Raw genomic sequence first — 14,419 nt, 5'->3', positions numbered from 1 at the left:
AGCACAGCAAACCAACTATCGCCCATAAGTGGTGGTGCTCATGGAGGCGGAAGTCGATTACCTGACCTCGTATCCCCCCGAGCCGAGCTCGCTAATCCCCCTTCTGCAGAGAACCCAAGAGCGCTTCGGCTACCTTCCAAGGGAAGTCCTTGAGAGAATCGCCGACTACCTCGGAATTCCCTTGAGCAGGGTCTACGGCGTCGCGACCTTCTACGCGCAGTTCAGGTTCGAGCCCCTCGGAAAGTACGTCGTCAAAATCTGCCACGGAACGGCCTGCCACGTGAACGGGGCGGTAACCATTGCCCAGGCGATAACTGAGGAGCTAGGCATAGGGGAGGGCCAGACGACGGAGGACGGGCTGATAACCCTCGAAAGGGTGGCCTGCCTCGGCTGTTGCAGTTTGGCACCGGTGGTCATGATAAACGACAAGGTGTTCGGCAAGCTCACGCCGGACAGGGTTAGGAAGCTCATAAGGAAACTCAAGGAGGGAAAGCTCGATGTCTGAGATAAAGGCCATAGCGGTCGGCATGAACTCCTGCGGGATTGCTGCCGGCGCGAGGGAAACCTACGAGGCAATAAAGGCCGAGCTTGAGAGGAGAAACCTCGACGTGAAGCTCAAGATAGTTGGTTGCGTCGGCATGTGCTACCGCGAACCCCTCGTTGACATAATCACCGAGGACGAGATTATCACCTACGGCCACGTCGACCCGAAGAAGGTCCCGAGGATTATAGAGGAGCACGTGGTAAACGGAAAGCCCATCGAGGAGTGGATAGTCAAGCGCGACTGGTGGGAGAACGGCGAGAGAAAGACGTGGGACATTGACGGCTACTTCGCCAAGCAGGTGAAGATAGTGCTCGAAAATTCCGGCTACATAGACCCGGAGAACATAGACGAGTACATCGCCGTCGGTGGTTATGAAGCCCTTAAGAAGGCCCTCAGGATGGAGCCGGAGGAAATCATAGATATCATTATGAAATCCGGGCTTCGCGGAAGGGGTGGAGCAGGCTTCCCGACCGGCCTGAAGTGGAAGTTCACGAGGGAAGCTAAGGGCGACGAGAAGTACGTAATCTGCAACGCTGACGAGGGCGACCCCGGAGCATTCATGGACAGGAACGTTCTTGAGGGCGACCCCCACCGCGTTATAGAGGGCATGATAATAGGGGCTTACGCGATTGGAGCTACGAAGGGCTTCATCTACGTCCGTGCCGAGTATCCGCTGGCCATAAGGAGGCTGAAGATAGCGCTGAAGCAAGCTAAGGAGAGGGGCTTCCTCGGTGAGAACATCCTTGGAAGCGGTTTCTCCTTCGACATCGAGATTAAGGAAGGTGCAGGAGCGTTCGTCTGCGGTGAGGAAACCGCTTTGATAGCCTCGATAGAGGGCAAACGCGGGATGCCGAGGCCGAGGCCACCGTATCCGGCCCAGAAGGGCCTCTTCGGAAAGCCGACCAACATAAACAACGTCGAAACGTGGGCGAACGTGCCGTGGATAATAAGGCACGGCTGGAAGGCCTTTGCCTCGCTCGGAACCGAGAAGAGCAAAGGCACTAAAGTCTTCGCGCTGTCGGGCAAGATAAAGCACGGCGGAAACGTCGAGGTGCCGATGGGAACGACGCTGAGGGAGATACTCTACGAGATAGGCGGTGGAACGAAGACCGGGAAGAGGATTAAAGCAGTTCAGCTCGGTGGGCCCTCGGGAGGTTGCATTCCGGAGAGCCTCTTCGACACGCCCGTTGACTACGAGAGCGTGAACGCGACCGGCGCGATAATGGGGAGCGGTGGAATGGTCGTCATGGACGAGGACACCTGCATGGTGGACGTCGCCAAGTTCTTCCTCGACTTCACGGTGAAGGAGTCCTGCGGTAAGTGCACCTTCTGCAGGGTTGGGACGAAGAGAATGTTCGAAATCCTCGAGCGGTTCACCGAGGGCAAGGCCACCGAGGAGGACCTTGAGAGGCTCGAGAAGCTCGCCCACCAGGTGAAGGCCGGTTCCCTCTGCGGTCTCGGGCAGACGGCACCGAACCCCGTCCTAACGACGCTCCGCTACTTCAGGGACGAATATTTAGCGCACATCGAGGGGAAGTGCCCGGCCAAAGTCTGCAAGCCCCTCATAAGGTACGTCATAATCCCAGAGAAGTGCACGGGCTGCACCGCCTGCGCAATCTTCTGCCCGGCCAACGCGATAACCGGCGAGAAGCTCAAGTCCCACAAGATAGACCAGGAGAAGTGCATTAAGTGCGGAACCTGCTACGAGGTGTGCCGGTTCAACGCTATAGAAATCGTTACCGGGGGTGAGTGAGATGGTCAGGCTCATCGTTAACGGAAAGGAAGTTGACGCTCCGGCGGATAAGCCCCTCATAGAGTTCCTGCGCGAGATTGGCCACGTTCCCGGCTTCTGCTATACCGAAGAGCTCGAACCCTACGGCTCGTGCAGGCTCTGCCTCGTCGAGACCGAGAGGGGAGTAACCACCGCCTGTACGCTGAAGCCCAGGGAGGGCCTCAAAGTCGAGACCCTGAGCGATAGGGTCATCGAGATGCGCAGAACAGCCCTTGAGCTTCTCCTTTCGAGCCATTATGGAGATTGCATCGGTCCGTGCCAGGACGCCTGTCCCGCCCACGCCGACATACAGGGCTACCTCGCGCTGATAGCGATGGGTAAGTACCACGAGGCCGTCAAGCTGATGAAGGAGAAGTACATCCTTCCAGCAGTGCTCGGAAGGGTCTGCCCGGCCTTCTGTGAGGAGGCCTGCCGGAGGAACCTCGTCGATGAGCCGGTCGGCATAAGGCTCGCGAAGCGCTTCGCTGCCGATTACGACCTCGAAAACGGCCCGTGGATGCCCGAGATACCGCCGTCAACCGGGAAGCGCGTTGCCGTCGTCGGAGGAGGGCCTGCAGGACTGGCGTGCGCCTACTACCTGAGGCTGAAGGGCCACGAGGTTACCATCTTCGAGGCGATGCCCGAACTCGGCGGAATGACCCGCTACGGCATTCCGGGATACAGGCTTCCGAGGGACGTCTTAGACAAGGACATAGCGACCGTGATAAACACGGGCATCGAGGTGAGAACCAACACGGCCCTCGGCAGGGACATTACTCTGGAGGAACTGCGCAAGAAGTACGATGCCGTTTTCCTGGCAGTTGGAGCGTGGAAGAGCAGGAAGATGGGGATTCCGGGGGAGGACCTTGAGGGAGTTATGCATGGAATAGAGTTCCTGAGGAAGGTGAACACGGGCGAGGAAGTGAAGCTTGGCGAGCGCGTTATAGTTGTCGGCGGTGGAAACACAGCGATGGACGTCGCAAGGACCGCCCTGAGGCTCGGCGCGAAGGTCACCGTCGTCTACCGCCGTTCGAAGGCCGAGATGCCCGCCAATGAGCGCGAAGTGGAAGAAGCAATCGAGGAAGGCGTTGAGTTCCTCTTCCTGGCCAACCCGGTGAGGATTATCGGCGACGGCAGGGTCGAGGAGGTGGAGCTCGTCAGGATGCGCCTCGGCGAGCCGGATTCAAGCGGAAGGAGGAAACCTGTGCCCATTGAGGGTTCCGAGTTCAGGGTTAAGGCCGACAACGTGATTCTGGCGATAGGTCAGTACTGCGACGAGGAGTTCCTGAAGGGTCTTGGAATAGAGGCGAGGCGCGGAAGGGCGGTTGTTGACGAGATTACACTTCAGACTAACGTGCCCGGCGTCTTCGCGGGCGGAGACCTCGTTCTCGGGCCGTCAACGGTAATAGAGAGCATAGCAACCGGGAGAAGGGGCGCACTGATGATAGACCTCTACCTCAGGGGCAGGCTTGAGAAGGCCAGAGAAGTCCTCGCAAACCCCGAGAAGCACATCAGGGAGCTGACCGAGGATAGAGAGCTGTACGAACTCCTGCTCGACCTAAGACCATACAACCACTGGAGGGACGTTACGGAGGAGGACTACCGCGAGACGCCGAGGAGGCCGAGGGTCAGGCCGAAGCTCCTCGACCCGAAGGAGAGGGCGAAGGACTTTGAGGAGGTCGAGAAGACGCTGAGCGAAAGTGAGGCAAGGAGCGAAGCTTCACGGTGCATGAGCTGTGGCTGTCTGGCGGTTTTCGACTGCAAGCTGAGGGAGTACGCGACGCTGTATAGCGTGAAGCCCGAACTCGGAAGGGGCGAAAAGCGCTTTGAGATTGACGAGAGCCACCCGAAGATTACGCTCGACCCCAACAAGTGCGTCCTCTGCGGTCTGTGCGTCCGCTTCACCCACGAGATTGCCGGAGAGGGCGTGATAGACTACCTATTCAGGGGCTACGACACGAGGATTGGGCCACCGCTCGGCGACACCATAGCCGACGTTGAGGGGAAGTTCCTTGGAGAGCTGGCCAACGTCTGTCCCGTCGGCGCGATAGTGGAGAGGCCACCGCTCACAAAGCCCGGCCCGTGGAAGACCGAGAAAATCAAAACCGTCTGCAACGGCTGTTCCCTCGCCTGCGAGATGGCCATCGAAACCTACGCCAGGCTTCTCGTGAGGGCTTCGAGCGTCGAGGACTCGTGGAACGGATACCTCTGCGACGTCTGTCGCTTCGAGAGGCCCTGGGAAAAGACCCTCAGCGGACCGCTCCTCAACGGAAAGCCGGTAAGCTGGGAAGAGGCGAAGAAGTTCATCGAGAGCGGAAACTACGCCCTTGTTCTAACGCCCGACCTGACCAACGAGGAGATAGAAGCCCTCAAGGCCTTCGCCGAGCGTAAGGGCGTTCCGATAGGCTCGACCGTGAGCGGAAGCCCATCGACGGCGACCCTCGACGACGTCAAGAAAGCCAAACGCGTCCTGCTCAGGGCAGACCCGGAGAAGTTCCCGCTCCTCAAGATACTGCTGAAGGGCAAGGAAATCGTTGAGGAGAACTACGAACTGGCCGTAACTGAGGACGGCGAAGCCTTGAACGTCCCGACGCTGGTACTCAGGAAGGGAGCGAACGCGGAGGGGCTGGTAAGGGCAGGAGTGACCGGAATACCGAAGGCAGAACGCTACGTGGTCGTTTCGAACGAACCCGTTGAGTTACCCGGCGAGACCCTCGTTATTCCTGCAGGCAGGTGGGCCGAGAAGAGTGGAACGGTCACCAACGCCCTCGGAATGAAGCTGAAAATGGAGAGGGTGATGGAAGGCTACTCGCCGCTAGAGCTTTTTTCCTGACTTTATAACCATGTCGCTATGTCGGCGGGTTGTAGAAGGACCTCATTCCTCCCTTCGAGGAAAGTGAATACGGACTTCCTGAAACGAAGGCGGAGCATGTCACCGTGGTCGTGGATAGCTACGACCGAGGTGGCCACGGTCTCAAGGAGGGGCAATGGGTTCGTTGGGAAGCTCTCGATAACGTTTCCGTCTATTATATGGAATACCATTCTCGACTCGTTGCCGAGGAGCTCGCGCAGGTGATTTGCCACAACATGAACGTCTTTGACGTCCTTTAAGAACCCAAATAGACGTTCAAAACCGACGACCACATGAACGTACCTGTCATCACCCATGGCCCTTGCGATGGCCCTCTCCTTCTTGCCAAGGTAGAGCGCCGGGTCGGCCTCAAACTGCACCTTCTCGACAACATGTCCGTACTCTTCCGCACCCCCTATTTTCACAACGCCAACGACATCGATTGGAAAGTCGATACCCATGAACTCCAAGTGCTTCATATACCCTGGAAATGCGTCAAACACGTCCTCAACGAGAACTGGTAGGCCTTTTCCAAGGGCGTACTTCACGACGAAATACAGGGACAACTCGGCGCCAATCGATGAGTAGTTCTCAATCAGTGTTATGTCCCCGAACCGGACCTTATCCATCGTAACGATGAGGCTCTCAAGCGTTACCTTCCCCAGGTTAGGTCCCTCCACCGAAGACACCCCCAACGTCAATCGTGAACTCCCTGCCAATGAGTTCAAAGGAGGGGCTCTTAACTATCGAGACGAGCACGCCGGTGGAATAGCTCTGCAACACCCAAACGCTCGTGGCAAGGCGCCTCATCTCCGGCATTATGTAAGGGGGCAGTGCTCCAACGAGCCCCCTGTGAACGAGGTAAATGGCTTTCCTCCGCCTATCACCCACGTAGCGCTGAAGGCCGAGAAGGAAGCGGTAGAAGTCTCGAACGTCCCTAACAAAATAGAGGAGATTCTCAACTCCGAGTGTCAGGTTTACTGCAGGCTTTTCAAGAGTTCCGAACTCGTTCGTGAAGACCTTCTCGTAGTTCCTCAGTAGAACCCTCGGGTCCGGATGGAAATCAACCTTCCTAACGGTTCCTCCAACCAACCTCCTTCCCCCGGTTTTAAAAACAACCGCGTGGTCGAGGTCAACGTCGAGACCGAGTATGTTGCAGTGCTCAAGAATCGTGTAAAGGCTGTCAAAGTTGTCGTCTATCACAAAGGGCATTCCCTCCCCCTTAGTATAATCCGCCAGCAACTTTAAGGCAAACTCAGGTACGTAAGAGGTCGTGTACTCAACCAACACGGTTTCACCGGGTGCAATAAGGTTCATCAGTTCCGATACGGTGACCCTCATCACAACCCCCTATGAATTCTGTAATGAAGAAGGTAAAATACTTTTCTGCACTCCAAAGGGAGCTTCAATGGACCCTGAAACTCTCATGGCTGGTACGTGTTTAAATTGAAAAACAAACGTTAATGCTTTTGACAGGAAAGTGCAATCCCCAGACCGGCGTAAACTGGCTCCAGAAATGAAAGGATGAACAAAAGGAAACGTTAAAACGCCTAAGGGGCCGGAGTTTCATCGCATCTCAATGGCCCGAGAGAGCATCTCGAGGAACAGCTCAACGTCTTCCCTCTCGTTGTAGAGATGAGGGGAAACCCTTATCCCGTAGTGGCCGAGAACGCCGCGGTGGCTGATTGAGATTCCCTCGGCAACGAGCCTCTGGTAGAGCGCCTCCTCCGCGCTGTAGTCCAGCCCGGTCTTTATCGTCACTATCGGCGAGTCCGTCGAGAAGACGTCGAGGCCAAGGGCCCTAACCTCATCGGCGACAATCTTTGCGAGCTTGGTGTTGTGGCGCTCTATCCTCTCGATGCCCAGCCCGTTAATCAGCCGGAGCGACGCGAGAAGTGCCGAGGCGATTAGGTACGGAGGTCCTCCGCCGAAGTCGAGCGTTCTGATTCCTTTCGCGGACCTCAGCTCACCCCAGGGGTCCTTCTCCGGCAGTCCCCACCAGCTGCCCCAGTCCCCTGTTGGCGGTTCGTTGTTGAGCAACCCCGCTATCGGCTTGGCCTCCTCAAGGAGTTCGTCTGAGGCGTAGATTAGCCCAGCTCCGGTGTCAGGGCTGATGAGCCACTTCTCCGAGCCGGCGGAGAGGGCATCCACGCCTTCCTTCTCAGGAAAGAGCCTCAGCGAGCCGAGGTGCTGGACTGCATCAACTATCAGCCACGCGCCGTGCTCGTGGGCGATTTTTGAGAGTTCGCTCAAATCAATCCGCTCGCCGATGACCCAGTTCACCGAGCTGAGGACGACCGCGAAGGTGTTGTCGTCTATGGCCTTCTCAATATCTTCAAGGCTGTGGATGCCGTTCCTGTTCTCAACAACGCGGAGCTTGAGGCCGAAGCGCTTGGCATAGCTCTTGAGAAGCGCTGGAATCGTGGGGAACTCAGTGTCGAGGGAAACCAAGTTCTGCCCCCTCTTCGGCTCGAGGGCCAGCAGGATTCTCCTCAGCCCCTCTGTGGTCTGAATCGAGAGGCCGACGTTCTCGGGCCTGACCTTCATTAGTCTTCCAGCTTCCCTCTGGAGGGGCTTTAAGACAAGCTCGTCCATGTAGTCAACGGAGTTCACCTCCCCGTTGAACTCTATCACGTCGCTCAGGAGCTTTGTCGCTTCAAGAAGGGCCGTCGAGGGCATCAATCCGGTGCTCGCGGTGTTGAGGTAGGCTTTGAACTTCTCAAGGGCCGGAAAGAGGTTCCGCATCATGGGCATCGCCGTCTAAGATTCAATGAACAGGATTTAAAGGATTGTCATGTTCGAAACCCTTTTAAGTGCAGAACCCACCTAAGTACTTAGGTGGGTTGTGTGGGAAGAGGTAGAGAGATATTTTTCACGCCCAAACCAAGGGACGATAACCTGTTCGGTAGGAACAAAGAGCTTGAAAAACTTCTCTCCTATCTCCACGATGGTGTGTGGGTCGCGGTTCTTGGCCCGAGAATGGTGGGTAAAACGAGCCTCGCCAAGTCTGCGGTCAGGAGGTATGTACAAGATAAAAACTCAATGGGCATTTACATAAACGTTGCAAGTTGCGGTAGCTTTGGAGAATTTTCTCGCAAGGTGGTGGATAGCATAGAAACCGCGTTTAAGGCCATGAAATCCCAAAGGAGGCTGAAAAGTATTAGTTTGGGCGTTTATATTTCTGACCCTGGAGGCATACTGAAGACCGGAATTCAATTCAACGTGGACTTTGAGCGGGGAAGGAGTGCCGTTAGGAACTTCGTGTCGGCTGTGAACTCACTGCCCCCAGACACCGTTATTATCCTCGATGAGATACAGGAAGTGAGGAACAGAAAAGACATTCTCCTAAGGAGTTTGTGGGAAATCTACAACGAAAGGCCCGATTTGAGGATAATCTTTACGGGTTCATACTCAGGGGTTCTTAAGGCCCTGTTTACAGCAGGGAAGAAAGAGGCGATGTTCGGCAGACCCCCAGAGCAGCTGGTTCTTAGCCCATGGCCCGTTAAAACTGCGGAGGAGTACCTGTTAAAGGGCTTTGAGAAATGCGGGATAGAATACGGGCACTCTGAGATTGCCGACGCGATAATGACACTCGGCACGCTTCCCGGCTGGCTCACCCTCTACGGCTACAAGAGATGCAGGGGAGAACCTCACGAGCGTGCAAAGCGCCTTGTAAGAGATGAAGCGGTCCTAAAGGCAAAGAAGGAGCTAATGAATTACGTTTCAACGAGAACTGAGCCTTACAAGACTATAAAGCTCCTAAAGTCCCTCTCAGAGGGCCCGAAGAGGTGGAGTGAACTGAAGGCCGTTAGCAGACTGTCCGAGCCAGCCCTCTCCGAGGTTCTGGAACAGCTCACTGAGGAACTCGGCGTCCTAAAGAAAAACGAGCTGAATCGAGCCAACGTAACCTACGAGTTCGTTAATGAGCTGTATCGGGAGGCGGCCAAGTACCTGAGTACCGCAGAAATTGAGAAGAGATGAAGTCGGGGCATCAAATAACAGCCGGAACGCCCGGAATCCTCGGGAAGGGCTGGACCTCTGCTATGTGCTCCGCCCCGACGATGTAGCGGATTAACCTCTCGATTCCTATCCCTGCCCCGGCGCTTGGCCTCAGCAGACCGGCTTTTGCCACCTCAAGGTAGGGCCTGAAGGCCTCTTCGCTCAGACCGGCCGAGCGTATCTTGGCCAGTATCTTCTCGTACTCCCACTCCCTCTCCCCACCGCTCGAGACCTCGCCGTAGCCTTCCGGGAGATAGAGGTCGTAGTTCCTCCAGGTTCCGTCAACCTCCCTGTCGTAGAACTCCCTCGGGATTCCAGTTATCCAGAAGGGCTCCTCAAGGGCTCTGCTGGCTTCCTCCTCGCTTCCAAACTCCTCACGGATTTCTTCAATGGTAAAGCGCTTGAAGGGCCTCTTGGGCTTTGGAAGCTCCCTCTCGAAGGACTCCCAGACGACTGGTCTCAACTCGCGGAACAGACCGACGATGAGCTCTTCTATCAGCCCCATAACGTCGTCCATGCTCGCATGGGCAATCTCCATGTCGAGCTGGGTGAACTCGTAGGCGTGCCTTCCGTCGTCCGCCTCTTTACCTTCGAGCCTTATGTTGGGCGAGAGGACGAAGAGCTTATCTATCCCCATCGCAACGGCCATCTGCTTGTGGAGTATCATGCTGTGCGTCAGCCTGAGCCGTGAACCGTAAACCTCGACCTCAGGTGGCCTTAGTGCCTCTTCCGCCGCTGGGTCAGGCCAGAGGGGGTCGGTTATCGAGCTGAGCACTATCGGGAGCAACCAGCGGAAGCCCTTTCTGGACAGCTCACCCGTGAGGTATGCTATAGTTCTCGTCTGAACCTCGGCAATAGGGTCAATTTTCCTGCTTACGATTTGGAGAGCGTTCATATCAATCACCCAATTTTCGTCAGAGTGCCTTCGGGTTTATTGCCTTTGTGCAGAAATTTTGGGACGGAAGTCAAATTTTGACATGAATTTTTGAGATATTTTGGAAATTAGACGAGTTTTCTTGAATTTATTGACAGATTTGTCCACTAACCACCAAAGACGGAGAAAGGCTTAAATTATTATCCTGCCCAAGATTATCCTGGTGAAGATAATGTTTGTCAACCGAAAAGATGAGCTGAAGTTCCTTGACTCACTCTACCGCTCAGGAAAAAAGGAGGTCTTGATTCTCTACGGGCGCAGGCGCGTTGGGAAGACCGAGCTCGTGAAAAGGTTCATTGAAGGGAAAAATGCAGTTTACTTCTTAGCCGACAGGGACGGGCTGGAGTCGAACGCGAGGAGGTTTTACAGGGAAGCCGCCGAGGTTCTTGACCTGCCAAAGGTTGAAGTCAGGGACTTCAGGGAGGCCTTTGAACTCCTGAAGCTCAAGGCTCCCGAAAGGCTCGTCGTCGTTATAGACGAGTTTTCGTACCTTTTGCTTACCAATAAGAACGCCCCAGCGGTTTTCCAGCACGTCATAGACGAAATCCTTGACGAGGGGTTCTTCCTCATTCTGAGCGGGTCGATAATCGGCCTGATGGAGGGACTTATGGAGTACGGCAACCCCCTCTACGGCAGGAGAACGGCACAGCTCAAGCTTAAGCCCCTCAACTTCTTCCACGTCCGCGAGTACTTCAAAAACTCACCGATTGAGACCGTCGTGAAGATATACTCTGTTACCGGCGGCGTTCCCATGTACTTCAGGCTCTTTGAGGGGAGAAACTTCGAGGAGGAGCTCCTCAAGGTGGCCTTTTCGACGACGTCAATCCTCTACGAGGAGCCAGAGTTCATTTTGAGGGAGGAACTCGGCGACGTCCACCGCCACTACCTGATTCTTGAGGCGATTGCCCTCGGGAGGCACAGGGTCAGCGAGATTGCCAGCTTCGCGGGAATCGAGGCCAAGGACATGCCGAAGTACCTGAGAACCCTAATCTCCCTCGAACTCGTGAGGCGCGAGGTTCCCGTTACCGAGCCGGAGAGGAGCAAAAAAGCGCGCTACTACCTCAACGACAACTTCTTCGCCTTCTGGTTCAGGTTTGTTAAGCCGAACAGGGGGAAGATAGAGCTCGGAACCTTTGAGATGGACTGGGACGCCTTCAACACCTACGTGGGGAGAACCTTCGAGGATGTTGCCAGGCAGTTCCTCATCGAGCTGAACAGGGCTGGAAAACTGCCGTTCCGCTTTACAAAAATCGGCCGCTGGTGGCGGAAGGGCGAGGAGATTGATTTAGTTGCTTTGAACGAGAGAGAAAAGCGGACGCTTTTCGTCGAGGTGAAGTGGAAGGATTTGAGTGAGAGGGAAGCAAGGGGAGTTTTGAAGGACCTGGCGAGGAAGGCAGAGTTTGTGGGGCTTGAGGATTGGGAAAGGTTCTATGGGCTGGTTGCTAAGAAGGTTAATGGAAAAGAGGAGCTGACGAAAGAAGGCTGGCTCGTCTGGGACTTGGGAGAGTTTCCATAATTGGAAAATGAAAACTTTTAAGTAGCATAATCGCGATTATATAATCATGATTACACAAAAGTTCGTTGACAGGAAGGAGGAGTTAACGACCCTACGGAAAGCCTTCAAAAAGGGCGCGCTGATTATCGTCTACGGCAGGAGAAGGGTTGGAAAGACGAGACTCCTCGTCGAGGCTTCCAAGGGATTTAACACCCTCTACCACCTCTGCAAGGAGGAAGAAGTTAGTGAGACCCTGAGAACTCTCAACGCAAAGCTTTTCTCACTCACAGGCGATGAATTACTGCTGAGGCATCCAGTACGCTCATTTGATGAGTTCTTCGAGAGACTGCCGGAGGACGTCGTGGTAATCTTTGACGAATTCCAGATTCTGGTCAAAAACCACCCCAGAATCCTCGGCGTCCTTCAGGAGCACCTTGACTTCAGGGGAAGCGGGAGCATCGTCCTCTGCGGTTCGAGCGTTTCGATGATGGAGGAGCTCGTTTCCTACGGCAGTCCAATCTACGGGAGGAGAACTCTCTCACTCAAGGTCGAGCCCCTGAAGTTCTGCCATATCGGCGAGTTCTTTCCGAACTACAGCCTCGAAGACCTTGTCAAGGTCTACGGCATGGTGGATGGAATCCCCGAGTACCTGCTTCGCCTCGACCCGTCACTCTCGCCCGAGGAGAACGCGCGGGAGGAGTTCTTCGGGAGGGGCTTCCTCTACGATGAAGCGGAATACCTGCTCCGATACGAGCTCCGGGACCTGAGCACCTACAACACGATTCTGGAGGCGATAAGCTACGGCCACCGCTCGTTCAACGAGCTGAGAAACATGACGGGGCTCGACGGCTCGAAGCTGACGCGCTACCTCAGCATACTCATGAACCTTGGCATCGTTGGCAGGGAAGCTCCCGTTACGGAAAAGCCGAAGAAACGGGCAAGGAACTCGCGGTATTTCATACGGGACAACTACTTCGCCTTTTACTACACGTTCGTTTACCCGTTCAAGGAGGGGATAGAGATTGGAATACCTAACGAAGCGCTGGAGCACTTTGAGAGGAACTTCAACCGCTACCTCGGGTGGGTCTTTGAGGACATTGCCAGACAGTTCCTCATGGAGCTGAACAGGGCTGGAAAGTTGCCGTTTAAGTTTACGAAAATCGGCAGGTGGTGGCGGAAGGGAGAGGAGATTGATTTGGTCGCTTTGAACGAGAGGGAGAGGAAGGCCCTATTTGTTGAGGTTAAGTGGAAGGATTTGAGTGAGAGGGAAGCAAGGGGAATTTTGAAGGACTTGGAGAGGAAAGCAGAGTTAGTGGGGCTTGAGGGCTGGAGAAAGAGCTACGGGCTGGTGGCTAAGAACGTTGAGGGGAAAGAGGAGCTGAAGAAAGAAGGCTGGCTTGTATGGGATTTGGGAGACTTCGAGAGGCTGAGGGAGATAGGGAAGCTTTAGCCTATCAAAAGATACCGTTATAACCCCCGGCGAGAAATACTTACGGTGAACCGAATGGGCGTCTACATCTTCAAGCCCGAGGATTTGATACGCTACGGCTCGGCAAGGCCAGAGCAGATGGAGCTCCTGAAGGAAGATGTCCTCGGAAAGAAGGACATACTAATCGTTGGAACGAGCAGGAGCGGAAAGACGAAGCTCGTGGAAGCGCTACTCCACTACGTCCCAGACGACTGGACGGTGGCAGTTGTTACTGCCTACGGCGAGTTCAAGCCCTTCAAGCCGAACATCGAGGTCATTGATACCGCCTTCGACCAGCGCTCGACGGAGGAGAGAACCGACGAGGTCATCGAGAAACTCAGAAGGCTCAGCCCGGACTACGTCGTGATAGACACCCTCCACACCGTCAGCGTCCCGAGGATTCTGGACAGGTTAATCGACGACTACGCCTTCATCGTCACCTCGCTGGCAATGAGCGACGACCTGAAGGCCGAAGTCATGCACTGGCTCGGTATAGACGAGAAGACCTTCGACCGCTTCGACGTTCTCGTCGAGCTGAGCAGGGACTGGAGAACCGGGATGAAGAAGATAAACAGGATTTACAGGATTAAGAACGGGGAGCTCGAACCGATAGTTTAGCTACCAGCGGTTTCTCACGTTTCTTCTTCCTCCCCTCAGGAGAAGCTTTCTCTTCCAGAGGGCGAAGAGTATTAGGTTCAGGAGAACCGTAACGACGAGGGAAGCCGTTAGCGAGCCGAAGGTTATGCCCGCGATGCTGTACTTCGTCCGCTTCACCATACCGAGGGCCACGTAGTCCTCTGGAGTCATGTGTCTCATCTCGGGCGAGACCCGAACCGTGCCGTTCTCGGGGAGGAGTGAGAGCATGTGGTTCCACGTGACCACGTAGAGCTTCACGTGAGTCCAGTTGACGGTGCAGTTGGGGACGCTCAGCCCGCGTTCGAGCCACAGGCACGAGCCGTCCGGAAATATTTCCCCGTGAACGGGCGAGTGGTCGTAGGTCTGGAAGTAGAAGGAGCCGTTTTCAGGGTTTATCTCGAAGACCTCTATGTCCTCAGTGGTGCCGTAGATTAGACCCCTCATGACGCGGTAGAGCCTGTCGAGGAGTGGGTTGCTGAAGTACTCGTCGCGCCAGACGATGTAGTAGTACAGCTCACCGTTCCTCCCGACCATGTAGAGGACCTCGGTCGGCTCGTCGCCGGGCTTGGAGTGGAGAACAGGGGAGTAGGCGAAGACCTTGGAGCTCTCCCAGGGGAGATAGCCTTCCAGGGAGTAACCGCTCGCGGTTAAGGCAACTGCCCAGAAGACGAGGACGTTTCCGACGAGCCACAGAACCAGTAGAACCGTTCTCCTCCGCATG

12 protein-coding genes are annotated in these 14,419 nt (G+C 55.4%); 7 read left to right on the top strand and 5 right to left on the bottom strand.

The annotated features are described in order from the left end of the window. Window positions 1–40: 40 nt before the first annotated feature. The 3 genes from nuoE to CS910_RS03435 are packed head-to-tail and all read left to right on the top strand — an operon-like array spanning window position 41 to window position 5,148. Window positions 41–505 carry an NADH-quinone oxidoreductase subunit NuoE gene (nuoE, locus tag CS910_RS03445; RefSeq protein WP_099209748.1) on the top strand — a complete coding sequence of 155 codons (465 nt, stop codon included), beginning with the start codon at window positions 41–43 and terminating at the stop codon, window positions 503–505. Continuing rightward, window positions 498–2,297 (top strand): NADH-quinone oxidoreductase subunit NuoF, encoded by a 1,800-nt coding sequence (nuoF, locus tag CS910_RS03440; RefSeq protein ID WP_099209747.1) that lies wholly within the window; start codon window positions 498–500, stop codon window positions 2,295–2,297. The genes nuoE and nuoF overlap by 8 nt, the downstream gene beginning before the upstream one ends. A gap of 1 nt (window position 2,298) precedes the next feature. Continuing rightward, complete coding sequence (locus tag CS910_RS03435; RefSeq protein WP_099209746.1) at window positions 2,299–5,148, top strand: NAD(P)-binding protein; 2,850 nt, start codon at window positions 2,299–2,301, stop codon at window positions 5,146–5,148. Window positions 5,149–5,150: 2 nt separating this feature from the next. Here the strand turns inward: CS910_RS03435 and CS910_RS03430 are convergent, their stop codons facing one another. The 3 genes from CS910_RS03430 to CS910_RS03420 all read right to left on the bottom strand — a co-directional run bounded on the left by CS910_RS03430 (window position 5,151) and on the right by CS910_RS03420 (window position 7,914). Continuing rightward, entirely contained in the window at window positions 5,151–5,846 is a 696-nt protein-coding gene (locus tag CS910_RS03430; protein WP_099209745.1) for a DUF257 family protein, read from the bottom strand. Beyond that, window positions 5,833–6,507, bottom strand: a complete 675-nt coding sequence (locus tag CS910_RS03425) for a DUF257 family protein (protein WP_099209744.1) — start codon at window positions 6,505–6,507, stop codon at window positions 5,833–5,835. The genes CS910_RS03430 and CS910_RS03425 overlap by 14 nt, the downstream gene beginning before the upstream one ends. Window positions 6,508–6,732: 225 nt before the next feature. After that, window positions 6,733–7,914 carry an aminotransferase class V-fold PLP-dependent enzyme gene (locus CS910_RS03420; RefSeq protein WP_099209743.1) on the bottom strand — a complete coding sequence of 394 codons (1,182 nt, stop codon included), beginning with the start codon at window positions 7,912–7,914 and terminating at the stop codon, window positions 6,733–6,735. A 90-nt stretch (window positions 7,915–8,004) separates the two neighbouring features. Here CS910_RS03420 and CS910_RS03415 point away from each other — a divergent pair, with 90 nt between their 5' ends. Then, complete coding sequence (locus tag CS910_RS03415; protein ID WP_099209742.1) at window positions 8,005–9,147, top strand: AAA family ATPase; 1,143 nt, start codon at window positions 8,005–8,007, stop codon at window positions 9,145–9,147. Between the two features lie 10 nt (window positions 9,148–9,157). Here CS910_RS03415 and CS910_RS03410 read toward each other — a convergent pair whose 3' ends face one another. Beyond that, the gene (locus tag CS910_RS03410) at window positions 9,158–10,060 is read right to left on the bottom strand and encodes an asparagine synthetase A (protein WP_099209741.1); all 903 of its coding nucleotides are present in this window, start codon (window positions 10,058–10,060) and stop codon (window positions 9,158–9,160) included. Between the two features lie 211 nt (window positions 10,061–10,271). Between CS910_RS03410 and CS910_RS03405 the strand changes: the two genes are divergently transcribed. From CS910_RS03405 to CS910_RS03395, 3 genes are read left to right on the top strand one after another with little or no spacing between them, the layout of a single operon-like run. Further along, window positions 10,272–11,615, top strand: coding sequence for an ATP-binding protein (locus tag CS910_RS03405; protein WP_099209740.1), 1,344 nt, complete (start codon window positions 10,272–10,274; stop codon window positions 11,613–11,615). 46 nt (window positions 11,616–11,661) lie between these two features. After that, a complete protein-coding gene (locus CS910_RS03400) occupies window positions 11,662–13,044 on the top strand; it encodes an ATP-binding protein (protein WP_099209739.1) in 1,383 nt (460 codons plus the stop codon). A gap of 54 nt (window positions 13,045–13,098) precedes the next feature. Beyond that, the gene (locus CS910_RS03395) at window positions 13,099–13,680 is read left to right on the top strand and encodes a P-loop NTPase family protein (RefSeq protein ID WP_099209738.1); all 582 of its coding nucleotides are present in this window, start codon (window positions 13,099–13,101) and stop codon (window positions 13,678–13,680) included. On the opposite strand, the gene CS910_RS03390 is transcribed toward CS910_RS03395, so the two are convergent. Next, a complete protein-coding gene (locus tag CS910_RS03390; protein ID WP_099209737.1) occupies window positions 13,681–14,418 on the bottom strand; it encodes a hypothetical protein in 738 nt (245 codons plus the stop codon). Window position 14,419 lies beyond the last annotated feature (1 nt).

Origin of the sequence: Thermococcus henrietii (genome assembly GCF_900198835.1) — an archaeon.
Classification (GTDB): domain Archaea; phylum Methanobacteriota_B; class Thermococci; order Thermococcales; family Thermococcaceae; genus Thermococcus; species Thermococcus henrietii.
Note: the sequence above shows the minus strand (reverse complement) of the source record. Positions and strands in the feature narration are given on the sequence as shown.

Bases quoted from the DNA above. Each gene is read 5' to 3' on its own strand.
- nuoE (WP_099209748.1), top strand. From the start codon at position 41: ATGGAGGCGGAAGTCGATTACCTGACCTCGTATCCCCCCGAGCCGAGC.
- nuoF (WP_099209747.1), top strand. From the start codon at position 498: ATGTCTGAGATAAAGGCCATAGCGGTCGGCATGAACTCCTGCGGGATT.
- CS910_RS03435 (WP_099209746.1), top strand. From the start codon at position 2,299: ATGGTCAGGCTCATCGTTAACGGAAAGGAAGTTGACGCTCCGGCGGAT.
- CS910_RS03425 (WP_099209744.1), bottom strand. From the start codon at position 6,507: ATGAGGGTCACCGTATCGGAACTGATGAACCTTATTGCACCCGGTGAA.
- CS910_RS03420 (WP_099209743.1), bottom strand. From the start codon at position 7,914: ATGATGCGGAACCTCTTTCCGGCCCTTGAGAAGTTCAAAGCCTACCTC.
- CS910_RS03410 (WP_099209741.1), bottom strand. From the start codon at position 10,060: ATGAACGCTCTCCAAATCGTAAGCAGGAAAATTGACCCTATTGCCGAG.
- CS910_RS03405 (WP_099209740.1), top strand. From the start codon at position 10,272: ATGTTTGTCAACCGAAAAGATGAGCTGAAGTTCCTTGACTCACTCTAC.
- CS910_RS03400 (WP_099209739.1), top strand. From the start codon at position 11,662: ATGATTACACAAAAGTTCGTTGACAGGAAGGAGGAGTTAACGACCCTA.
- CS910_RS03395 (WP_099209738.1), top strand. From the start codon at position 13,099: ATGGGCGTCTACATCTTCAAGCCCGAGGATTTGATACGCTACGGCTCG.
- CS910_RS03390 (WP_099209737.1), bottom strand. From the start codon at position 14,418: ATGCGGAGGAGAACGGTTCTACTGGTTCTGTGGCTCGTCGGAAACGTC.